Origin of the sequence: Marinobacter salsuginis, assembly GCF_009617755.1 — a bacterium.
GTDB lineage: Bacteria > Pseudomonadota > Gammaproteobacteria > Pseudomonadales > Oleiphilaceae > Marinobacter > Marinobacter salsuginis.
The window spans coordinates 2334017-2356742 of record NZ_BGZH01000001.1 but is presented as its reverse complement, the minus strand read 5'-3'; the positions used below and the strand labels follow the sequence as shown (position 1 = coordinate 2356742).

General features: G+C 59.3%; 20 protein-coding genes. 16 read left to right on the top strand and 4 right to left on the bottom strand.

Going from position 1 to position 22726, the window contains the following annotated elements; genetic code table 11:
- Position 1: 1 nt before the first annotated feature.
- The 4 genes from GJU83_RS10640 (at position 2) to GJU83_RS10625 (ending at position 6440) form a co-directional block, all read left to right on the top strand.
- Positions 2–2467: an efflux RND transporter permease subunit gene (locus GJU83_RS10640; RefSeq protein WP_069182662.1), complete on the top strand. Its 2466-nt coding sequence runs from the start codon at positions 2–4 to the stop codon at positions 2465–2467.
- A gap of 41 nt (positions 2468–2508) precedes the next feature.
- Positions 2509–4425 carry a DUF1302 family protein gene (locus GJU83_RS10635; RefSeq protein WP_153634296.1) on the top strand — a complete coding sequence of 639 codons (1917 nt, stop codon included), beginning with the start codon at positions 2509–2511 and terminating at the stop codon, positions 4423–4425.
- A gap of 15 nt (positions 4426–4440) precedes the next feature.
- Positions 4441–5769, top strand: a complete 1329-nt coding sequence (locus tag GJU83_RS10630; protein ID WP_228715173.1) for a DUF1329 domain-containing protein — start codon at positions 4441–4443, stop codon at positions 5767–5769.
- Positions 5770–5843: 74 nt separating this feature from the next.
- Complete coding sequence (locus tag GJU83_RS10625) at positions 5844–6440, top strand: antibiotic biosynthesis monooxygenase (RefSeq protein ID WP_153634295.1); 597 nt, start codon at positions 5844–5846, stop codon at positions 6438–6440.
- Between the two features lie 76 nt (positions 6441–6516).
- Here the strand turns inward: GJU83_RS10625 and GJU83_RS10620 are convergent, their stop codons facing one another.
- Complete coding sequence (locus GJU83_RS10620; protein ID WP_069182658.1) at positions 6517–7629, bottom strand: S-(hydroxymethyl)glutathione dehydrogenase/class III alcohol dehydrogenase; 1113 nt, start codon at positions 7627–7629, stop codon at positions 6517–6519.
- Positions 7630–7744: 115 nt separating this feature from the next.
- On the opposite strand from GJU83_RS10620, the gene GJU83_RS10615 reads away from it, so the two are divergent.
- The 12 genes from GJU83_RS10615 to GJU83_RS10560 all read left to right on the top strand — a co-directional run bounded on the left by GJU83_RS10615 (position 7745) and on the right by GJU83_RS10560 (position 18628).
- Positions 7745–8332, top strand: coding sequence for a TetR/AcrR family transcriptional regulator (locus tag GJU83_RS10615; protein ID WP_069182657.1), 588 nt, complete (start codon positions 7745–7747; stop codon positions 8330–8332).
- A gap of 69 nt (positions 8333–8401) precedes the next feature.
- On the top strand, positions 8402–9523 hold the full coding sequence (locus GJU83_RS10610) for an alkene reductase (protein ID WP_069182656.1): 1122 nt from the start codon (positions 8402–8404) through the stop codon (positions 9521–9523).
- Positions 9524–9554: 31 nt separating this feature from the next.
- Positions 9555–10304 carry an SDR family oxidoreductase gene (locus GJU83_RS10605; protein WP_069182655.1) on the top strand — a complete coding sequence of 250 codons (750 nt, stop codon included), beginning with the start codon at positions 9555–9557 and terminating at the stop codon, positions 10302–10304.
- 215 nt (positions 10305–10519) lie between these two features.
- The gene (locus GJU83_RS10600; RefSeq protein WP_153634294.1) at positions 10520–11848 is read left to right on the top strand and encodes a DASH family cryptochrome; all 1329 of its coding nucleotides are present in this window, start codon (positions 10520–10522) and stop codon (positions 11846–11848) included.
- 11 nt (positions 11849–11859) lie between these two features.
- Positions 11860–12360, top strand: a complete 501-nt coding sequence (locus GJU83_RS10595; protein WP_153634293.1) for a DUF6231 family protein — start codon at positions 11860–11862, stop codon at positions 12358–12360.
- The gene (locus tag GJU83_RS10590) at positions 12351–14012 is read left to right on the top strand and encodes a phytoene desaturase family protein (RefSeq protein ID WP_153634292.1); all 1662 of its coding nucleotides are present in this window, start codon (positions 12351–12353) and stop codon (positions 14010–14012) included. The genes GJU83_RS10595 and GJU83_RS10590 overlap by 10 nt, the downstream gene beginning before the upstream one ends.
- Positions 14013–14018: 6 nt before the next feature.
- A complete protein-coding gene (locus tag GJU83_RS10585) occupies positions 14019–14612 on the top strand; it encodes a tRNA-uridine aminocarboxypropyltransferase (protein WP_227514451.1) in 594 nt (197 codons plus the stop codon).
- A 72-nt stretch (positions 14613–14684) separates the two neighbouring features.
- Positions 14685–14942: a TIGR03643 family protein gene (locus GJU83_RS10580; protein WP_069182651.1), complete on the top strand. Its 258-nt coding sequence runs from the start codon at positions 14685–14687 to the stop codon at positions 14940–14942.
- 74 nt (positions 14943–15016) lie between these two features.
- On the top strand, positions 15017–15436 hold the full coding sequence (locus GJU83_RS10575; protein ID WP_069182650.1) for a YkvA family protein: 420 nt from the start codon (positions 15017–15019) through the stop codon (positions 15434–15436).
- 69 nt (positions 15437–15505) lie between these two features.
- Entirely contained in the window at positions 15506–16276 is a 771-nt protein-coding gene (gene pomA, locus GJU83_RS10570; RefSeq protein WP_069182649.1) for a flagellar motor protein PomA, read from the top strand.
- A 2-nt stretch (positions 16277–16278) separates the two neighbouring features.
- Complete coding sequence (locus GJU83_RS10565) at positions 16279–17196, top strand: flagellar motor protein MotB (RefSeq protein ID WP_069182648.1); 918 nt, start codon at positions 16279–16281, stop codon at positions 17194–17196.
- A gap of 223 nt (positions 17197–17419) precedes the next feature.
- On the top strand, positions 17420–18628 hold the full coding sequence (locus GJU83_RS10560; protein ID WP_069182647.1) for an ammonium transporter: 1209 nt from the start codon (positions 17420–17422) through the stop codon (positions 18626–18628).
- 11 nt (positions 18629–18639) lie between these two features.
- Here GJU83_RS10560 and GJU83_RS10555 read toward each other — a convergent pair whose 3' ends face one another.
- Genes GJU83_RS10555 through GJU83_RS10545 form a run of 3 tightly spaced genes read right to left on the bottom strand, consistent with a single transcriptional unit; the run spans position 18640 to position 22680 of the window.
- Positions 18640–19722, bottom strand: a complete 1083-nt coding sequence (locus GJU83_RS10555; RefSeq protein ID WP_153634291.1) for a lipocalin-like domain-containing protein — start codon at positions 19720–19722, stop codon at positions 18640–18642.
- The gene (locus GJU83_RS10550; RefSeq protein ID WP_153634290.1) at positions 19719–21989 is read right to left on the bottom strand and encodes an FtsX-like permease family protein; all 2271 of its coding nucleotides are present in this window, start codon (positions 21987–21989) and stop codon (positions 19719–19721) included. Before GJU83_RS10550 ends, GJU83_RS10555 begins: the two co-directional genes overlap by 4 nt.
- Before the next feature lie 7 nt (positions 21990–21996).
- Positions 21997–22680 (bottom strand): ABC transporter ATP-binding protein, encoded by a 684-nt coding sequence (locus GJU83_RS10545; protein ID WP_153634289.1) that lies wholly within the window; start codon positions 22678–22680, stop codon positions 21997–21999.
- Between the last annotated feature and the right edge of the window lie 46 nt (positions 22681–22726).

The window sequence follows — 22726 nt, the reverse complement described above, 5'->3', positions numbered from 1 at the left end:
CATGGCCGGACTGCACAGATTCACGCACTTCCTGCACCAGCTGGAACTCTGGATTTTCAGGAATCCTCGGAAGGTCCTGTCGCTGATCGCCATCCTGACGCTGTTTTTCGCGCTACGGATTCCGGGGCTGAAAATCTTCACGGACTTCGCCGATCTGTTGCCCCAGCAGCATCCTTACATCGAGCTGCACAACAGCATCAAGGACGATTTTGGCGGCGCCAACGTTCTGGTGGTCGGTGTTGAATTCGCCGAAGGCGACATCTTTTCCAATGAGAACCTGGCAACCATCGACCGGGTAACACAGGCGGTCGATAACCTGCCCGGCGTGAACCACAACCTGGTTGCGAGCGTTACGCACCGCAATTCCCGGGAGATCTGGCTGACTGAAGTAGGCAGCATTAACTCCGAGCCCTACTACGACTCCACCCGAGGCGAGTATTCCGAACAGGCCCTGAGTGAAATGAAGGCTGCAGTGGCCGCAAACCCAAGAGTCTATGGGCCTCTGGTGTCTCCGGATTTCAGAATGGCTCTAGTCAAAGCACAATTGATCGAAGGCAAGCTCGACTACGAGAAGACATTCGCGCAACTGCAGCAGCTCCGCGAGCAGGAGGCCGGTGACGACGTCACCATCTACGCCACAGGCCAGCCCGTACTTGTTGGCTGGGCCTACACCTACATGGACCAGATTCTGCAGATCTTCATCTTCACCGTTCTGGCCATGCTGGCACTGCTGGTTTTCCATTTCCGCAAAGCCTATGGGGTGCTGATTCCCCTGGGCGGCGTTCTGATCTCCACGATCTGGGGCCTTGGGATCATCAGCCTGCTCGGGTACAACCTGGACCCGCTCGGGCTGGTCATCCCCTTTTTGATTGCTGCCCGGGCCATGAGCCACGGTGTTCAGCTGGTAGAACGTTATTACGCAGAAACCCGCGAGCTGGGCGAGGGCCCAAAGGCCGCCAAGGCTACCTTTGACAGCCTGTTCCGCCCCGGCTCCCTGGGCGTGGTGTCTGACGCCATCGGCCTGTCACTGATCGCCATTGGCTCGATTCCCCTGAACACCCACCTGGGGATCTATGCCTCTCTCTGGGCCATCACCGTTGTCTTCACGGTTCTGATCGGTGTTCCCCTGCTGCTTTCGATCCTGCCCACACCAAAGAATGCCGAGATGCGCGAGACCGCCCTGCGCTATATCGGCAGCAGCTGCTCACGAACCGTGACTCGCCCCGGACGGGCAAAAATTGTACTGGCAGCGGCGGCAGTCTTGATGGGTGCCGGCGTCCTTGCGGCGTCCAACGTCCAGATCGGCGACTCCGAACCCGGTTCTCCGATCCTGTACCCGGACCACGATTACAACATCTCCTCCCGCGTGGTGAATGACCGCTTCCCCGGCTCCGAGGAACTGTATGTGATCGCCGAAACCGACGAGAAAGGCGGCCTCAAGCGGCCGGAAGTCCTCAAGGCACTGTCAGATTTCCAGGCCCACATGCTCACCGATCCCGGTGTTGGCGGATCCAAGGGTCTGCCCGACCTGGTAAAGCAGGTAAACCGGCTGATGCATAACGACGATCCACGCTGGTATCAGATTCCCCACGATCAGCGCTATGTGGGCGGCCTGATGTTTACCTACATGGCCTCAAGCCCGATTCCCGGCGCCCTGGATGAGTTCAATGACACCGACGACCGTGTCGCCAATCTGGTGTTCTTCTACAAGGACCGCCAGGGCGAAACCATCCGCCGGGCCATTCACATGGCCAAGGAATGGATCGCCGAAAACGGTGACAGCGTCGAGGGACTGACCATCCGGCTGGCCGGCGGAACGCTCGGCGTTGCCGCAGCCATGAACGAATCGGCGTTCGACACCAACATGATCGTGCTGCCGCTAGTGTTCCTGCTCATTTTCGCCTTCGTGATGCTGTTTTATACCTCCTGGCACGCCGGCCTGATGATGCTGTTGGCAATGCTGTTCGCCACCACCCTGACCTATGCCTACATGGGCCTGTACGGACTCAGTATCGACATCAATACCGTGCCCGTGATTGCCGTCGGCATAGGCGTCGGCATTGATTACTCCATCTACATGATGGATCGCATACGCGAGGAGATGGCCAAGTGTGGCGAGCTGCGCGAAGCGGTACGCCGGGCCATCGCCACTACCGGCATGGCCATCAGTTTCACCGCGCTCACCCTGATGGCCGGCATCATCATGTGGGTAATTTTCTCTGACCTGCGCTTCCAGTCCGACGCCGCCATGCTGCTGTGCGTGATGATCGTGATCAACGGCATCGCCGCCATGCTGCTGGTGCCCTCCTGGGTGCTGGTGTTCAAACCCCGCTTCATTACCAACGTCTACGCAGACGAAGACGGCATTCTCCATGCCGACCGTCAACGTCCCGAACCGACTCCATCACCGGCCAGCAACCGTCAGGACGGTGAAGGATACGTAGCCGGAGCAACGTCCCGGGCCTGACCCGGGGCAAGCCTCCATAACAACCCAAACGAGGATCTGCCATGCAAACAAAAATAAAAGGCCTGAGTCTGTGGTGCGCTGTATTCTCCAGCACCACTGCACTCACCCTGGCTGCGCTGCCCGGCACTGTTGCCGCGGAGGACACCAGGATCAATGGCTTCTATGAGAACGCAACCTACGCACGTGACGGAGTGGGGCTCTCCAAATTCCGGAACACCATTCAGCTCGAGGGGGAAAAACGGATAGGGAACGTGGGCATTTTCAGCAATGTCTCCGTAAACGGCACGCTTCGCGGCACCTACGACGGTGTCTACGACCTCAACGACGATGAATACGGCAGTGAAGCCGGCGGGCCGATTCAGCTCCAGGACATTGCCCAGGGCTCGGTTCCTCACGGAGGCGGTATTGCGCCCACACCGCTCTTCGGTTTCGACATCAATGAGAACCCCAACGACGGCATGGTAGTTCTCGGCGAGCACCTGCATGATCAGGACAACGGCGTTGCTTTTGGCGTACCCGTACGTCCCTGTGACGTCGACAGCCGCGGCTGTATCGATGACTACCTCGACAAGGACGAAGATGAGCTGCGTTTCCAGGAGTTCAATGACCGTCTGGATTTCATCCGGGAACTCTATGTTGATTTCGATCTTAACTTCGACAGTGGCAACGTACTCAGCACCCGTCTGGGTAAACAGCAGGTCATCTGGGGCCGCACCGATCTGTTCCGGGTCCTGGATGTGATCAACCCGGTGGACTATTCCCGCAACAACATCTACGACGAGCTGGAAGATATCCGGATTCCCATGTGGATCCTGAAAACGGACTACCGTATGGGCCCGACGGAAGTGTTCGAAGGCTTTGCCTTTGACGACCTGAACTTCCAGGTGGTGTGGAACTTCGACGAGTTCCGTCCCCACGACATCGGCCAGTGCGGCCAGCCCAACGTGATCCTCGACGCCGGCTGTTTCTTCCGGGGCATGAACAACCTCTGGGAAAATGGCAGCACCGTGGCCAACTTTGCAGGCGCCACACCCGATGGTGGTCTGGCCACCGACTTCGGCCCCGGCCAGATCGGTATCCGCCGCGCCAATATGCCGAGCTGGAAGCTGTCCAATACCCAGCTGGGCCTGAAACTGGAAGGTGTCTATGGCGATTTCGGATTCTCCCTGAACGCCCTGACCTACCGTTCCCAGTTGCCCTCGCTTCGTGGCGGCATTCCAGCCCAGAACCCGTTTGACGGTACAACAGACGTTTATCCGTCTCTGATCGCCTTTGATATCCACTTCCCGCGGGTCAACCTGGTGGGTGGCTCCCTGGACTACTACTCCCAGGGCATCGATACCGTGTTCCGGTTCGAGACCGCCTACACCTCTGGCGAGGAGTTTGCCAACACCCTGCGCGAGAGGCTCTACTCCGAGTCTGACGTGGCACGTTACGTTATTGGCGCAGACAAGAACGTGTTCATTCCCTTCCTGAACGAAAACCAGTCGTTCCTGTTCTCCGGCCAGATTTTCGGCCAGCACATTCTTGATCATGAGCGTGAGCAGAGAACCTATGGTGAGGCCGGCATTCCGGACTGGGAGCACAACTGGATTGGCACCCTGCTGATTCAGGGCTTCTATATGAACAACCGTCTGATTCCGAAACTGATCACCGCCCACGACTTCCGCGCCCAGGCCACCACCCTTGCGCCCAGCGTGGACTGGATCGTGACCGACCGGTTCAAGGTTACCGCCGGCGCGAACGTGAAAGTCGGGGACGGTGCCCGCAAATTCGACGACTGCCGATCCTGTAACCCTTGGGATCCGTTCACCCAAACACCGGGTGTGGTCAATCACCAACCAGGTGAGTCCGCGGGCCTTGGTGGCTTTGAGCCCCTCGGCCGCTTCAAGTCCGGTCCGATCGGTATGGCGCAGGAAGAAGACGAAGTCCAACTGACCGTTCGCTACAGCTTCTGATCACGAGGTACCATCATGAGAAACAGAACAATGAACACCTTCAAACGCACACTGCTCGCGGGCTGCACCGTGAGCTTCCTAGCCACCACCGCGTTCGCGGACGAGGCGGTGATTACCGAGTCTTTTTATCCCTACAAGACCGAAACTCCAAGCTTCGAAGGTCTTGAGCCGGGCATGGTCATCAACCAGACCAATGTCGCCCAATTCAAGGACATTATCGATCCGGCCTTCTACGGCTTTATCGAACAGGGCTGGACCACCATCGTTGTAGGCGAAACCACCTCATTCGACCTGCACCCGAGCTACGTGGAGGCTACCCGGGTGGCCATGGATCAGGTAACCCTCGGTGATCAGGTGGGTGAGATCAACGGCTGGCAGGCCGGCCGGCCCTTCCCGGAAGAGCCGAGTGCCGAAGATCCTCGTGCCGGTGAGAAGCTCGCCTGGAACTACAAGTACGGCTACAACTGGGGCGACAGCGCCGCTATCTCGCCGTTCTACTGGAAGTACCGTGACATGAATTCGGGCGACGTGGAGCGGACCATCAAGTTCAACTTCCACTTCCTCAACTACAAGGGTCGGGTGAACCAGGAACCCACGCCGGAAATCACTCCGAACCCCTCCGACCTGTTCCGGGCCATCTACGTGCAGGTGATGGACCCTGCCGATGTGCGCGACACCCAGCTGCTGATCCATCGTGCCGCAGACGACCTGAAGCGTGACAACAGCTGGCTTTATCTGGGTTTCCAGCGCCGGGTACGTCGTCTGGCCACCGGCCAGGTCACCGATGCGTTCCTGGGCTCCGACCTGATGATTGAGGACTTTGAAGGCTACAACGGCCGTATTTCAGACATGAACTGGACCTACAAGGGCACCCGCTACATGCTGATGCCGTTCTACAACCACAACGAACTGAAGCTGGATAACGAAACCCACAGTGACAGCGACGGTTACCAGGTAGTTGCCTTCAGTGGCCAGGGCGGATGTTTCCCGGATATAACCTGGCAATTGCGCAAGGTCTACGAAGTGGAGTCGGTTCCGGTGGATGAAAGTCATCCGCTGTCGAAGCGCGTGCACTTTATGGACGCCCAGACCTTCACCATTCCCCGTACCGTGTCCTATGACCGCAAGGGCAGCCTCTGGAAAACCTTCACCATTGGTCAGGCCCACCCGGACCATCACCTGGCGAAGAACAAGGGCAGTGGTGTATCCATCGACGACAGCTTCAGCATGATCGACGTGCAAGCCAGCCACTGCACCACTGGCCAGTTCAAGGGCCAGGTGGATCCTGAAATGTCGCCGCCCAACATGTTCAACGTTCAATACCTGCGCGCCACGGGCAGTTAACCGGGCATCATTGTTGCTCCTCTTTCGGGCCCGCTTCGGCGGGCCCCTTTTTTGGACTATGGAGGATATCGGACATGACAGATAACCAGTCTGCGGTTGGTAAGCAGGATTCAACCGCGCCCCTCACAGTCGTTGTTTCGCGGCGAATCAGGAAGGGCCAACAAGAGGCGTTTGAAGCGTTGAGCAGCCAGATGACCGAGCGGGCGTCCCGTTTTCTCGGTTACCTGGGCACGGCCATGTTCCGGCCCGCTTCGCCCGACGATCCCGAGTACCGGATTGTCTTCAAGTTCCGGGACCGGGAAACCCTGACCGCCTGGGAGGAATCGGAAGAACGCGCCGAGCTGCTGGAACAGATTGAAAGCCTGCTGGTACAGCCCAGCGAACGGGAAGTCACCTCCGGCATCGTGACCTGGTTCACCCTGCCCGGCCAGAACCCGGTGCAACCGCCACCCAAATGGAAGATGACTATTGTCAGTTGGCTGGCACTTTACCCCGCTGTGACCCTGGTGTTCGTCATTTTCGGAGACCTGCTGGCCCAGGTGCCACTCTTGCTGCGGACGATGATCGTCACAATCGTGGTGATGGGGTTAATGAGTTATGTGTTGATGCCCAGAATGACAAAATGGTTCGCCTTCTGGTTGTTTCCCCGACAGAAGGGACCCTCCCGTTGAGCGAACGATTCATGGATGCCTGACAAGAGCAAAGTCAGGGAGCAAGCCAGGCCGCGCTGACCCGCTCCCGACCGACTCAGAAATGAATAACCGACCGGATGCTCTTACCCTCGTGCATCAAGTCAAACGCCTTGTTAATGTCTTCCAGCGGCATGTTGTGGGTAATGAACACATCCAGCGGAATCTCGCCCTTTTCGGCTTTTTCCACGTAGCCCGGCAACTCGGTACGGCCTTTCACGCCGCCAAACGCTGAGCCTTTCCAGACCCGGCCGGTGACCAGCTGGAACGGACGGGTGCTGATTTCCTCGCCGGCGCCGGCGACGCCGATGATGACGGATTCGCCCCACCCCTTGTGGCAGCACTCCAGGGCGGCGCGCATCACCTTGACGTTACCGATACACTCGAAGGAATAGTCCACGCCGCCGTCGGTCATTTCAACGATCACTTCCTGGATCGGCTTGTCGTAGTCGTTGGGATTGACCACATCGGTCGCACCCAGCTGTTTGGCGATGTCGAACTTTCCCGGGTTGATGTCGATGGCAATGATGCGACTGGCCTTGGCCATGGTGGCACCGATGATAGCCGCCAGGCCGATACCACCCAGGCCGAAGATGGCTACCGTTGCCCCTTCTTCCACCTTGGCCGTGTTCATCACCGCACCGATGCCGGTGGTTACGCCACAACCGAGCAGGCACACCTTCTCAAGGGGCGCTTCCTTGGGGATCTTGGCCAGGGAGATCTCGGGCAACACGGTGTACTCGGAGAAGGTGGAGCAACCCATGTAGTGGTACAGCGGCTTGCCCTGGTAGGAGAAGCGGGAGGTGCCGTCCGGCATCACGCCCTTGCCCTGGGTAGCCCGAACCGCGCCGCACAGGTTGGTCTTGCCGGAGGTGCAGAACTTGCACTCGCCACACTCGGCGGTGTAAAGCGGAATCACGTGGTCACCCACTTCCAGGTTTTTCACGCCCGGGCCCACGGCCTCCACAATACCACCGCCTTCGTGGCCGAGGATGGTCGGGAACAGGCCTTCCGGGTCGGCGCCCGACAGGGTGTAGGCATCAGTATGGCAGACGCCGGTGGCAACGATGCGCACTAGCACTTCACCTTTTTGCGGCGGGGCGACATCCACTTCAACGATTTCCAGCGGCTTGTTGGCTTCAAAGGCCACCGCGGCACGGGATTTGATCACTGGCATGCTCCTCTGGTTCTGTCAGGAATCTCGGGCATTGCTGATTCCCTTTGTATGATGAATTGACAGATTGACGGTTTGACGATTACTAGACGACTGGTCTACTATAGCAAATATGACGTCAACCGACACCCGCACTCACATTATTCACACCGGCGCCGACCTGATCGGCCATAAAGGCTTTGGTGCGACAGGCATCAATGCCGTGCTGACCGCAGCTGGCGTACCCAAGGGGTCGTTCTACCACTACTTTAGCAGCAAGAATGATTTCGGCCTGGCGGTCATTGATACCTTCGCGGAGGAATACGACGCCAAACTGGATCGGATTCTCAATGACACCAGCCGCTCCTGCGTCGACCGGCTGCGCGCCTACTTCGACACCGGCTTTGAAACCATGACCAGCTGCGAGTACACCCGGGGCTGTCTGATCGGCAACCTGGGCCAGGAACTGGCGGGACAGAACGAAGCCTTCCGGCAGAGGCTGGACTCGGTCTTCGCCAGCTGGGAAAGACGCTTTGAGCATTGCATCCGTGCTGCCCAGCAGGCCGGAGACATCAGCGCCGACATCGACGCGGCAGACGCCGCCAGTTTTCTTCTGTCCGGCTGGGAAGGCGCCATCCTGCGTTCGAAGGTCCTCAAGTCCACCGAACCCATGGAGAGGTTCGTGCGAGTCTTTTTCAAACACTGCCTGAACATCGGCTGAAATTTTTTTCGATTGCCGACTAGTAGACTGGTCTAATTAATATCATTTGATCCTGAAGGAGGATGCCCGATGAGCAACCAGAACGATCCACTTTTTCAACCGCACCATCTGGGCGAACTGGCCCTGCCCAACCGGATTCTGATGTCACCACTGACACGTTCCCGCTCAAGCCAGCCCGGGGATATCCCCAACGACATGAACGCCCGCTACTATCAGCAGCGGGCCAGCGCTGGCCTGATTCTCAGTGAAGCCACCCAGGTTTCGCCGCAAGGCAAGGGCTATGCCTTTACCCCCGGCATTCATTCGCAGGAACAGATTGAAGGCTGGAAGAAGGTAACCGGGGCGGTGCACATGGCCGGCGGCCGAATTCACATGCAACTGTGGCACGTGGGCCGGATTTCCCATCCGGACCTGCAACCGAACGGTGAAAAGCCCGTTGCGCCTTCTGCCATCAAGCCCGAAGGTGCCAAGACCTTCATCAGTGCCGACTCCGGCATGGTGGATATCCCGGAGCCCCGGGCCCTGGAAACCGCGGAAATGACCGACATTGTCGAGCAGTACCGCCAGGGTGCGCTGAACGCAAAAGAAGCCGGCTTTGACGGCGTTGAAGTCCATGCGGCCAACGGCTATCTGCTGGACCAGTTCATCAAGAGCGGCAGTAACCATCGCACTGACGAATACGGTGGCTCGGTGGAAAACCGTCTGCGCCTGCCATTGATGGTCGTCGAAGCGGTTATCGACGTCTGGGGCAAGGACAAGGTCGGCGTCCGCGTCAGCCCCACGGGTAGTTTCAATGCCATGGACGACGACAACCCGGCCGAAACCTTCGGTACCTTCGCCCGGCACCTGAACGACCTGGGCATTGCCTACATCGAAGTGGTGGAAGACTCCTTCCAGGGCAATCACGCGAACGGCCGCCCGGAAGAAGTCATCGACGCGATCCGCGCCGGCTTCAAGGGCACCTACATTGCCAATGGCGCCTACACCGCCGACGAGGCCCGAAAGCGTATCGACGAAGGCCGGTGCGATCTGGTCACCTTCGGCCGCCCGTTTATCGCCAACCCGGATCTGCCGGAGCGCTTCCGCCAGAACGCGCCCCTGAACGACTGGGACGACAGCACCTTCTATGGCGGTGATGAACACGGTTACACCGACTACCCGACACTGATAGAACTCGAAAAAAGCGCCTGAACAGCGCTTTCATTCCCAAAGGAGACAAACCATGAGCAACACCAATGACCCGATCAACAGCAAAGTAGTGATTATTACCGGCGCCAGCAGTGGTCTCGGTGAAGCCACGGCCCGCCGCCTGGCAGACCGGGGCGCCAAGCTGGTACTCGCAGCACGCCGGGAGGACCGCCTGAAAGACCTGACGGAAGATCTCAAATCCCGGGGCGCCGAAGCCATCTGGCAGGTCACCGACGTGACCGACCGCAATCAGGTTGAGTCTCTGGCCGCTGCGGCAAAAGAGGCGTTTGGCAGGATCGATGTGCTGGTCAACAACGCCGGGCTGATGCCCCTGGCACCGCTGGACGCCCTCAAGGTTGATGAGTGGGAACAGATGGTAGACGTCAACATCAAGGGCGTGATGTATGGTATCGCCGCTGTACTGCCGACCATGCGGGAACAGCACAGCGGGCACATCCTCAACCTGTCGTCGGTCGCCGGGCACAAGGTCTTCCCCGGTGCCGCCGTCTACTGCGCCACCAAATATGCGGTGAAGGCGCTGTCCGAAGGCGTTCGTATGGAAGGCGGCGACGAGATCCGCAGCACCAACATCTCGCCGGGTGCCGTCGCCACCGAGCTCACCAGCACCATCACCGATCCCGACGCGAAAAAGGCGGCGGATGAGCTCTACGAAGTCGCCATTGATTCCGATGCCGTGGCCCGGGCTGTTGTCTATGCCATCGAGCAGCCGGCGGATGTCGATATCAATGAAATCATCCTGCGGCCGACGGCTCAGGAGCTGTAGAACTTCTCTCGATCCTCGAACCCTGCACCATGCTGCCCCGCAAGGGCAGCGTTGGTGCAAGAGATCCACGGCCAGTCTCATCAAAATCCTCGAAAGATCACCACCTACCTGCGAAGTTCCCACGCACATCACATATCATTGTTGCGCCCCCAAAAACTTTTCCGAATCTGGTACGTATCTGAAGGGTTGAATCAAAAGGCCAAGGAGCATCCACCTTGCATACGCTTTACTGGTTTACCCGGGATCTTCGCCTGCACGACAACGCCGCGTTGCTGGCGGCCTCGAAGTCCGACGTGCTTTTATGTGTCTACGTTGTTGATCCCCGCTGGTTCGCACCGGGGCCACTGCAAAGCAAAGCCATGGGCGATCATCGCTGGCGCTTCCTCTGGCAGAGCCTGATGGCGCTGGAGCGAACCCTGCGGACGCTTGGCCAGCGCCTGCATATTGCCTATGGCGAGCCGGAAGCCGTGGTCCCCGAGCTGGTGCATGCCCACTGTATTGCCCGGGTTGTCCGGTCGCGGTTGCCGGGCACCCGGGAAGCTGGCCAGTGGCGCGCGATCAAGGACAAACTGCCACAGACCCTGTTCCAGCAATTCGAAACCCTGAGCCTGTTTACCGAGGGCTCCCTGCCCATGACCCTGCAGGATCTGCCGGACACCTTTTCCCAGTTCCGCAAGCAGGTTGAGAAAACCGGAGAACGCTGTACCGAGCGTTTGCGTATCCGCACTCTGACAGCCCTGCCTCCGCCACCAGGGTTCCCGGAGGACAATCGCGGCGACTGCCCGCCGATACCAGAGCCGATGCATCCATTGCAGTTTATGGGGGGTGAAACAGCTGGCGTGGAGCGGCTTCGGGAATTCCTGTACGGCAACCACAGCATTGACCGCTACAAGGAGACCCGCAACGCCCTGGACTCCTGGGACGCCTCCTCAAAATTCTCGCCCTGGCTGGCCAACGGCAGTCTCTCGGTTCGCGAAGTGGCGGAAACCATCACAGAGTACGAAGCCAGTGAGACCAAAAACGAATCCACCTATTGGCTCTGGTTCGAACTGCTCTGGCGGGAATACTTCTACTGGTACGCCCTGAAACACGGCGCCAACCTGTTCCGCCGGGATGGCGTCCAGCGCAAGCGTCGACACTGCACCTTCTATGGCCACCGTTTCAAGGCCTGGTGCCAGGGCAACACCGAATACCCAATCGTAAACGCGGCCATGAATCAGCTGCGTGAAACCGGTTACATGAGCAACCGGGCCCGGCAACTGGTGGCAAGCTGTTTGATCAACGAACTGGGCCTCGACTGGCGATACGGAGCGGCATGGTTTGAAGAGCAGTTGATCGACTATGATGTAGGGAGCAACTACGGCAACTGGCAGTACCTGGCTGGCGTGGGGGCGGACCCGAGAGGCCTGCGGCAATTCAATCTGGAAAAACAGACGCAGCAGTACGATCCCACCGGCACCTTCATTGACCGCTGGGGCGGACACGCGGAACAGCCCGTAGGTCTACACACAGTGGATGCGGCAGACTGGCCCTTGCAGCAATAAGGCGAACAGCCATGACGGATAGGAAGGACAACGGCAATTCGGCACGTGAGACCCTGGCTCGCATCATCGATACCAGCTCTCCCTCTACCTTGCTGAGTTGCGGCGACCTCGCGACCGAAGTCTCACGGATCTGGCAGAAACATCAGAAGGGCGTTGACGTTCACACACTGGACACCATCGACCCCAATGCCCACCTGTTCCTGGACCGGGTGGCAGACCTGGCCCTCGTTACCGAAACCCTCGAACACCTGCCCCATGACGAAGGCGCCCTTCTGCTGGGACAACTCAGGAACTATGGCACCCATCAGATTGCGGTTCTTGTGGGAGAGGCTCCCGACTGGGCGTTTACGGACTTCATCGGCCTTGGCTTCCGTCGCCATGCCGAACTGGAAAATGATAACGGTGCACTGACGCTGTACACCTACAATCTGGATACTTACAACCACAAGCGGGCCTGGAACAATCCAGAGAACTGGGCCAATCCGGAAATGTGGGGCAAAGCATGGTGGTAGAAAGCGCAGAAGTGAGCAGTCCGTCTTCCCGAAAACTCAAACCCAGTACGATCCGGATCGGTACCCGTTACCGGGCCAACCGACTGAAAGGCCCTTACGACGCCATTGTAATCGGCTCCGGCATTGGCGGCCTGACAACGGCCGCTTGCCTGGCCAAGGCCGGCAAGAAGGTGCTGGTACTCGAACAGCATTACACCGCCGGCGGCTACACCCACAGCTACGCCCGCAACGGTTACGAATGGGACGTGGGTGTTCATTATATCGGCGATATGGGCTCACCCCATACCCTGGGCCGGCGACTGTTCGATTACATTACCGACGGCAAACTGGAATGGGCACCCATGGATGAGAATTACGACCGTTTCTTTCTGGGAGACAAGGTCGTCAATCTGCGTGCCGGCAAGGAGGGCCTTCGGCTCTCCTTGCTGGATGCCTTCCCGGATGAACAGGGAGCCATCGACCAGTATGTAAAACTGCTGGGGAAGGTAGCCGACGGCATGCAGTGGTATACGCTTTCCAAGCTCACGCCCGGACTTCTGAGCCCGCTCGTTCATAAAGGCCTGGATATGGCCTTACCGGATTACTTCAACAAGACCACCTGGGACGTTTTGAGCGAACTGACCGACAACCAGGAACTGATCGGTGCGATCACCGGCCAGTGGGGCGATTGCGGCGTCACACCGAAGCAATCCAGCTTTATGGTTCATGCGCTGATCGCCAAGCACTACCTTTACGGTGGCTTCTATCCGGTTGGCGGCGCGTCGGAGATCGCAAAAACCATCATCCCCGTCATCCAGCAGCCCGGTGGTGAGGTATTCACCTACGCCGATGTGACTGACATCCTGGTCGAGAAGGGCAAGGCAACCGGCGTGCGCATGGCCGACGGTGAGGAAATCCGGGCACCGATGGTCATCAGCAACGCCGGGGTGATCAACACCTTTGAAAAATTGCTGCCGGCCGAGGCCGCAGAAAAAATCGGCTACAAGCGCAAACGGCGACACATCATCCCCTCCATGCCCCATATCGGGCTCTACATCGGCCTGAAAGGCACTCCGGAAGCGCTCGGGCTACCACGCACCAATTTCTGGATCTATCCGAGCGCCGATCACGACAGCAACGTGCAACAGTTCCTGGATGATCCGGAAAACACCGAGTTTCCGGTGGTGTATATCTCCTTTCCGGCAGCCAAGGATCCGGACTACCAGAACCGCTGGCCTGGCACCTCCACCATAGAGATTGTCGCACCAACCACCTGGGAGATGTTCGAGCCCTGGCAGGACACTACCTGGGGCAAGCGCGGGGAAGACTATGAGGTCCTTAAGCAGAAAATTACCGACCAATTGCTGGAAGTGATGTACGAGAAACTCCCGCAGCTTCGGGGCAAAGTGGATTACGTGGAGACCTCCACGCCGCTGTCTACCGCCTGGTTCTGCCGCTATGGTCGGGGCGAGCTCTACGGTCTGGACCACAACCCTGAGCGCTTCGAACAGGACTGGCTGAAACCGAAAACCGACATTCCCGGGCTCTATCTCACCGGCCAGGACATCCTTACCTGCGGCGTGGTGGGCGCGATGATTGGTGGGCTGGTCAGCACCCTGGCCATCCAGGGCTGGCGCGGCGCCGGGTTGGCAAAACGTATTTTTGTGGGGTAACAGGCGTTGCCCAGGCCGATCTGTGCCGATTGCGGCATGCACCTGAATATCTGTGTCTGTGAAGCCTGTGCCCCGGTGCCGAACAGTACCCGGGTTTCGGTCCTTCAACACCCAACCGAGGTGGGTCACCCCAAGGGTACCGTGCGCATACTGGCCCAATGCCTCGCCAGAGTCGACGTTTTCCAGGGCGAGACGCCAGACGATTTTGACCAGGCCGGCTTCAATCCACACACAGAAGCCGGACATTCCGCGCTGCTGTTCCCCGGTCCCGGCAGCGACACGCTCGAATGCGCAAACCTCCATGACATCCATCACTGGATCATTCTGGACGGAACCTGGCGTAAGGCCGCAAAGATCCTGCATCAGAATCCTGCCCTGGCGGCGCTGCCCCGCTTCCATTTGGCGGAACCTCCGGCGTCTGCCTACGCCATCCGAAAGGCCCCGGGCAAGCAACACCTGGCCACAGCAGAGGCGGTTGCCTATCTGCTGAACGTGGTCGAGCCGGGCCTGGATACCCGGCCCATTTCCAGAGCCGTGCGCTCACTGGTGGACAAACAGCTCGCCCAGATCCCGGCCCGGCTGCACAAGCATTATCAATAAACCGATGCGGGTGAGACGAGCGGCCGATGCGGACGTAATCTCCGGAAACCTGAACAAAACCGAGAGCACCCCATGTCCGCGCAATTCGACTCTGCAGACCTCTCCCGCATTATCGAGATGGCCTGGGAAGATCGCACCCCCTTCGAGGCCATCGAAGCCCTCTATGGCCTTCAGGAGAAAGACGTCATCCGCCTGATGCGACGTGAGCTGAAGCCTTCAAGCTTCCGGCTCTGGCGCAAGCGGGTAACCGGACGCAGCACCAAACACCGCCAGTTGCGGCCCGAAGGGGTGAGTCGGGGCTATTGCCCGACCCAGTACAAGCATCGGTAAGCATCGCACCATTGGCATTGCAGGCATGGCTGCGCGATCATGAACACTCAGGTAACAAGCAAGGAACCTACGCAATGGCAGTGTTCAACCAGAAAGATGCCCGGGAACAACTCGATGCCGAGGCCAGCAAGGTACACCGGTCCGACCTTGAGACTCTGCTTGAACGGCAACGCGCGATCGAAGAAAAGGTGAAGGGTAGCGGCAAGCTGGCACGCTTCAGCGGCGACATCAAGCTGATGTTTTCCATGATCCGCGACTACTGGTACGGCAATTACCGGAGCGTACCCTGGAAGACAATCGCGGCAGTGGCAGGGGCACTCCTGTACGTGCTGAATCCGCTGGATGTCATTCCCGACCTTCTGTTCGGCTTCGGATTTATCGACGATGCCGGCGTCGTGGCCCTGTGTCTGAAACTGGTAGAATCCGATCTGCTCCGCTACGCTGCGTGGAAGGAACATCAGGAAGAATCTGAAAACCGGGTCAGTGCGAATTGATTAATTTCTGAACTGACGGTATTCTCCCGCCCCTGCTGTAGGAACACCTGAATCAAATCTGGAGTTGTCGTGGATTTAGCCACTCTCATCGGTCTTGCCGGCGCTATTCTGCTGATTGCATCCGCCGTTATTCTTGGTGTTTCACCTTCCGTATTTATCAACCCTGCTTCATTGCTGATTGTTGTGGGTGGCACCATGTTCGTGGTGTTGGCCAAGTTCAGCGTCGCCCAGTTTCTTGGCGCCTTCAAAGCGGCCGCTCGGGCCTTCAAGTTCAAGCTGCCCGAAACCCAGGCCAGCATTGAAGAGCTGGTGGATATCGCCAACGTGGCCCGCAAAGAGGGCGTTCTTGGGCTGGAGGATAGAGAGATCAGCAGCCCGTTCCTGGCCCAGGGTATACAGATGCTGGTGGACGGTCAGGACGGCAAGACCATCAAGGAGCTCCTGAACAAGGAGCGCCTGATGACCCTCGACCACAACCGTTCTGGCGCCAAGGTATTCACGGCCATGGCCGATGTGGCGCCGGCCATGGGCATGATCGGCACGCTGATTGGTCTGGTTCAGATGCTGTCGAACATGGAAGACCCGAAGTCCATCGGCCCTGCCATGGCGGTCGCACTGTTGACCACACTGTATGGCGCCATGATTGCCACCATGATCGCGACTCCGATTGCCGACAAGCTCTCCCTGCGGATGACCGAGGAAGCGCGCATGCAGTCGCTGTACATTGATGCCCTGGTGGCCATTCAGGAAGGCACCAATCCCCGGATCATCGAGCAGATGCTGTCGAGCTACCTGCCCCCCAAGGAACGCGAGAAAGCGGCAGCAGCTGAAGGCGCCTGACCATGGATGAATTGCCTGAAGAGGAAAAACCGGGGATTCCGGCGTGGGTAGTTACCTTCGCCGATCTCATGTCCCTGCTGATGTGCTTCTTCGTGTTGCTGCTGTCCTTCTCGGAGATTGATGCCCAGAAGTTCAAGCAGATCGCCGGTGAACTCTCCAAAGCCTTCGGCGTTCAGCGGGACGTGCCGGCCCTGGAAATACCCAAGGGTACCAGCCCCATTTTCGACAAGTTTTCTCCCGCACCGCCCGAGCCCACCGTGGTCAACGAGGTCAAACAGACCACCACAGAGGAAGCCCCCGAGCTGCAGACCCTGAAAAGCCCGACCGACATGGCCGTGGAGGCTGCCATGGAAGAGCAGCTGCAGGAAACCATGGACGAAATCCTCAAGGTGCTGGAGCCGGCGATCGCCGATGGGCGCATCAATGTGAGCGAGGATCAGCGGCGAATCGTGATCCGGGTGGAAGAAAAAGGTTCTTTTCCCTCAGGTTCGGCTCAGCTGACCTGGGAATTTGAGGGCCTGTTGCTGGACATGGCCGAGGTTATTGAGGGCATCCCCGGCGACCTGACCATTGAGGGGCACACCGACAACGTGCCTATCCGTACCGATCGCTTCTACAGCAACTGGGATCTGTCGGCTGCCCGGGCCGCTGCGGTGGCCAACGTGCTGGTCGCCCGGGACCAGGTTGAACCCACCCGGCTTTCCGTCACCGGACTGGCGGATACCGAACCCAGAGTTCCGAACAGCTCAGCAGAAAACCGGGCCAAGAACCGGCGCGTGGAAATCATCATCGATCTCTCCGGCCCGATGCAGGAACAGGAGGTTCGCCTCCGGGAACTGATCCAGTCCGAATCGGACGATGACCAGTCGGCACTCGGGATCGAATCCGACAGCTCGACATCAAACGAAATCAGCTGGTAAGCGCACTCTATTTTGGTGCGCCCGACACCAAAACGCACAATACTAGTGCACTTTGGCTCTAAAACACGTCTTTCACATCTTTCCAGAACCACCCAACTGCCCTTCCGCTCTTGAAACGCATTATTTTGGAACAGCTCTTGCTTTAGCTGCACCTCATCAATGCACAACTCAACGTAAAGCGGCCCGCTAGAGGCCGGACACACAACATCAGGAGCGAAAACCCGTGGACATCACGAGTGCAGTACACACCCTGACTGAAAGCGCCAACACGCTGTTCATCCTCATCGGCGCCATTATGGTGCTGGCCATGCATGCCGGCTTTGCTTTTCTGGAAGTAGGCACCGTTCGCCACAAGAACCAGGTCAACGCCCTGGTCAAGATCATGACCGACTTTGGCATCTCTGCCGTGGCGTATTTCTTCATCGGCTACTACATTGCCTACGGCAGCCATTTCATGAGCGGTGCCGCCGAGCTCACCGCCGCCAACGGCTATGATTTGGTGAAGTTTTTCTTCCTGATGACCTTCGCCGCAGCCATCCCCGCGATTGTCTCCGGTGGTATCGCTGAACGGGCAAAGTTCTATCCGATGCTGATTGCCTCGGGCCTGATTGTCGCCTTTATCTACCCCTTCTTTGAGGGGCTGATCTGGAACGGCAACTATGGCTTCCAGGGCTGGCTGGAGAACCAGTTTGGTGCGTCCTTTCACGACTTCGCCGGCTCCGTTGTAGTGCATGCAGTGGGCGGCTGGATCGCCCTGGCGGCCGTTCTGGTCCTCGGTGCACGAAATGGTCGCTACCGTAATGGCAAGGTGGTGGCTTTTGCCCCCTCCAACATTCCCTTCCTGGCCCTGGGCGCCTGGATCCTGACCGTCGGCTGGTTTGGCTTCAACGTCATGTCCGCCCAGACCCTGGACGGCATCAGCGGCCTGGTCGCCGTAAACAGCCTTATGGCGATGGTAGGCGGCATCCTGGTGTCCATGCTGCTGGGCCGCAAGGACCCGGGCTTTATCCACAACGGCCCACTGGCCGGGCTGGTGGCCGTGTGTGCCGGCTCAGACCTGATGCATCCTGTAGGCGCCCTGGTAACGGGCGGTGTCGCCGGCGCTATCTTCGTGTATCTGTTCGAGTGGGCCCAGGCCAAGATCGAGCGCCTGGACGATGTCCTGGGTGTCTGGCCCCTGCACGGTGTCTGTGGTGTCTGGGGCGCGATTGCCTGCGGCATCTTTGGCCAGGAGGCGCTTGGTGGTCTCGGCGGCGTCAGCCTGATGTCCCAGATCATCGGCTCGGTGGCCGGCGTGGTGGTGGCCTTTGTGGGCGGTCTGATTGTCTATGGGGTTATCAACGCCATTTCCGGACTGCGTCTGACCGAAGAAGAAGAGTTCAACGGGGCGGACCTGAGCATCCACCGGATCGGGGCAACCGCGGTCGAATAAGCACTGAGTGTTCAGTCGCCGTAGCCGGTCAATTCCATGTAGCCCTCGCCAGAGTGGCTGCCGGCGACGGTGACAGGGCTTTCCCAATAAGGGTAAAGCCCGTCATTCAGGTAGTTTCCAGGGGGAGCCGAAATTTCAAGGCTCACCCCATAATCCGGAACCTCCAGACGCCAAAGGCGGGGAAAGCCCCGGGCGTCTGGTTCCTCCGGGCGAATGCGAAGCTGACTGGGCTGAAGCGCTACGGGCTCGCCATCCTCCGGAATCCAGGTTCCGGAACGAAAACCTCCGCCTTCTTCCCGAAGCTGGAAAGCCATCAATTTGTCACCCGACTCCAGGTGCAGCGCAAACCAGTCCCAGCCCTGCTGGCCAGATTTGAGAAACTGACTGCTCCACTCCCGGTCGAACCAGCCCTTGCCCGCAACCTCAAGTGTCTCATTACCCAGCGTGACCGTACCCTCGATGTGCAGGTCCACCAGACTGAAATACATCGAACCCTCACCATCAGCGGATTTGGCACTGAAGCCGTTATCACCGTGCGCAACAGGCTTGCCATTGATCGAGAGGGACAAGTCGTAGGACCAGCCATCCGCCGCCAGCTGCAACCGCCATGACTCGCTTTCGGATGTTGCCTCAAGCTGCCAGTCGTCCAGCCAGACGGCCAGTGGCTGCGCCTGTGCGCCGGCATGGCCGACATCGCCCCGGGCCAGTTTCTCTGCAAAGTAGTGCCGGGCATCAAAGCTCACCGCGGCATGGGCCATCCAGGCCGCTTCCAGGGGCCAGTCGGCTGCCTCAGGAGGTTCAGCATCTGCCGGTCTGGGCGTAATGGCTTGGCGGAACTGGGTCCATTGCAGGCCCAACGGCTCACCTTCTTCAGTCCTCAAATTGGCGGTCAGATACCACCATTCGATCCGGTGTTGCGGGTGCGGGCCGAAATCATCGGGAAATATCAGGCGGTCGCCCGGCCCGGGCTGAAGGAAGGGCACTTCGGCGTCGTTTTCTGCGACACCCGCCAGTCCGGCGAACCCTGCTTCTTGTTGTGACTCCGAACAACCGGCCAGAGCCAAGATGAACAACATCAGTATCCAGCGTCTCATCGCTCACCTCCCGCCAGCGCGTTGGCGTTCACAGGGGCAACCGTCGGTGATTTCAACTGGCGCATCATCAGCAGGCCGATGCTGAGGCCAATCAGCAGACTCAACACCCCAAGCTCCAGCCAGAACCGGGGATAGACCGCCATGGGCAGGGACCAGCCAAACGCGATAGGATTAATGCGATGCACCAGAACCCACGTCAGCCAGATGCCAAGCGGCAGGGCCAGCAGGGTAATTGCAGCGGTCAACGTCACTGACAGCCGGATCAGTTGGGCCGACGCTTGTCGCACGGATAGTCCCCAGACGACCAAAAGCCGGAAATACCAGGCCCGGGTGGAGAAGAAGACCCAGCCCATCATCAACAGGGCAGTGGCCGCCAGTATCAGGGTCAGGGTAGTCATGGCCCGGGTCAGCAGGAAGGTCTGGTCAAAGATGGCCGTGGCGAGTTCTTCAATAGCCCGATTGTCCCGGACCGTCAGCTCATCCACCTGCCATACCCGCTTTAATCCACCGGTCACTTCCTCGATGTCGAGATTTCCGGGCGATACCGACAGGCTCTGGAAACCGGTTGCGAAGTCTTCAGGAAGCACCGAAGGATGAATCAGGATTTCGCCAGCGGGGCGACCGTAGTCCGGGTAGGTGGCCAGCACGGGAAACTCGAACGAACCGCTTCCGAGGGTTACCTCCAGGGACTGGCCGACCTGTACATTCTGCCTGCGCGCCAGCTGTTCATTCACCATCACGCCCTGGCCCTGCTGCAAGCGCTGCCAGGGCCGTGACGCTGACTCAAACAACTGCCAATCGGTCACCAAAGGGCCAACAGGGCCGATGGCAAAGACGTCCACCTCTGTGCCTGCCTCATCCCCGTTGCCCGGCAAAGTTGCACGGCCGCGAATCACCCGGTGCCACAGGCCAGACGCTGCGAGTTCCGGTTGCTCAGCGAGCCAGTCCACCGCGAGGGTCGCATCCGCTGATTCAGGGACTTCAATGTAATAATCCGCTTCCAGTCTCTGCGCGAGCCATCGATCAAATGTATTTTCAAAGGTCGTCACCAGAGCCTGAACCGCCAGAACCATGGCCATGGCGAACTGCAGAGCGACCAATGGCAGTGCCAGACGCCGCGCCAGCACTGATACCTCCCGATGGCGCCAGCGGGCCTGCAGATTCCGGTCGTGCCCGGACCGCCAATCCGCAAGCCAGGCAATCAGTCTCGGCGCAAGGATCCCGGCAGCCACAAACACCAGGGCCACGGCGATAAAAAGCCAGAGCAGATCCGTAACCCAGGCTGACAAGGCCAGGCCAGCGATAAGCACCAACACCACCAAAACGCCGGACCGGCGGCTACTTCCCGCAAACGCTCGGGCCCATGGACGGAGAAAATCGGCCAGGCAAGCCGCCAGAACCACCGCCAGCATGGTTGCAAGCGGGACCAGCCAGTTGCCACCCTGGCCCGCGTACAACGGCTGATCGAACAGCCCCTTGAGGGCCCGCCCGAATCCGCTACCCAACCCGGTCGCCAGCCAGCGCCCCAGCCAGATACCAGGCACAATACACAGCAGGGCCAACAACAGAACCTCCACGACCAGCAGCCGGTTGATTCGGGCTTGAGGGACGCCAAACCGGTGCAGCAAAGCGAAGCTGTCTCGACGTTGCGCCATCCCCAGTAGATACACGCTGCGAACCAGCAAGGCGGTAATCAGCAAAACCAGCACGCCCAGCGCGTCAAGATTCAGCAGAAAACTGTCGCCCAGCTCTCCGGTATCCGGGCCAACCCGAAACGGCGCCAATCGATACCCGCCAGGAAGTGCCCCGTCACTGTGGGCATCGGAGATCAGCAACGACAATCCACCTTCGTTCTTCCCGGCGAGTTCAGCCGTTTCACTGATATCAACAAAGGGACGACCATTCAGTTCACCCTGCCAGGGCGCCTCTTCGTTGTCGGGACTCTCAAAGCATCCGGCCGCCAACGGGTCGATACCCACCACCCGACCGCCTTGCGGCGAAGGCACTTCCCACCAGGGCATCACGCAGAGCCCTGCTCGGCGCAGCTCGACAAAATCTTCCACAGTCAGGGGCTTACCGTCCTGGCGGGCAATCTGCTGGCGTTCGGCCACCGCCGATTCGCTCTGATCAAGACTGGCCCGGGCCTGGCTGGTGAGATGGTGCACGCCCGTCCAGAGCATGGTGGCGAGCACAATCATGGCTGCCAGGGCCAGCAGCTGAAGCGGATGGCGGCGGTAATGACTGAACAGGGCGGCCAACAGGGTCATGGCGGGCTCAGGTTTGCGGCACGTGGCCAAGATCCAGATGCTGGCTGCAGCGGGCAGCCAGTTCCGGATCGTGGGTGGCGAGGATCAGTCCGCAGCCATGGCGGGCCTGCAATTCGAAAAGCTGCCCGATCACGGCCTCTGCCGTGTGCCGGTCCAGGCTGCCTGTGGGTTCGTCAGCAAGAATCAGGGCCGGCTTCATGGCAAACACCATGGCCAGTGCCGCGCGCTGGCGTTGTCCCCCAGACACCTGATCCGGGTATCGGTCGGCAAGCTCGCCGATCCCCAGGCGCTCGAGCCAGTCCTGACATCCATCCTCGGATTGGCCGGCAAGCCGGGCGCGAAAACGGACGTTGTCCAGCAAAGACAGGGCCGGCATCAGGTTGGCTTCCTGAAAGACTACCCCGATCTGCTGTCGGCGAAGCGTCCCCCAGCGACGTTCAGACTTGCTCTCGGCCTCCGTTGACCGGGCATCAAACGTCTCGCCAAGCACCTGAACCACCCCTGAATCCGGTTTCTCCAGACCACAGAGTATGTTCAGCAAGGTACTCTTGCCGGATCCGGATCGACCGGTCAGCGCCAGTGACTGACCCCGTTCCAGATCCAGAGAGAGGCCCCTGAGCACGGGCACCGGTTCATTACCGCTGCGGAATTGCTTGTTCAGGCCACGGGCCGAAAGCAGAGAGTCCACCATAGTTTCCTTGTCTGACGAGTTGAGGCGACGGCTTTGCCCGGGTCAA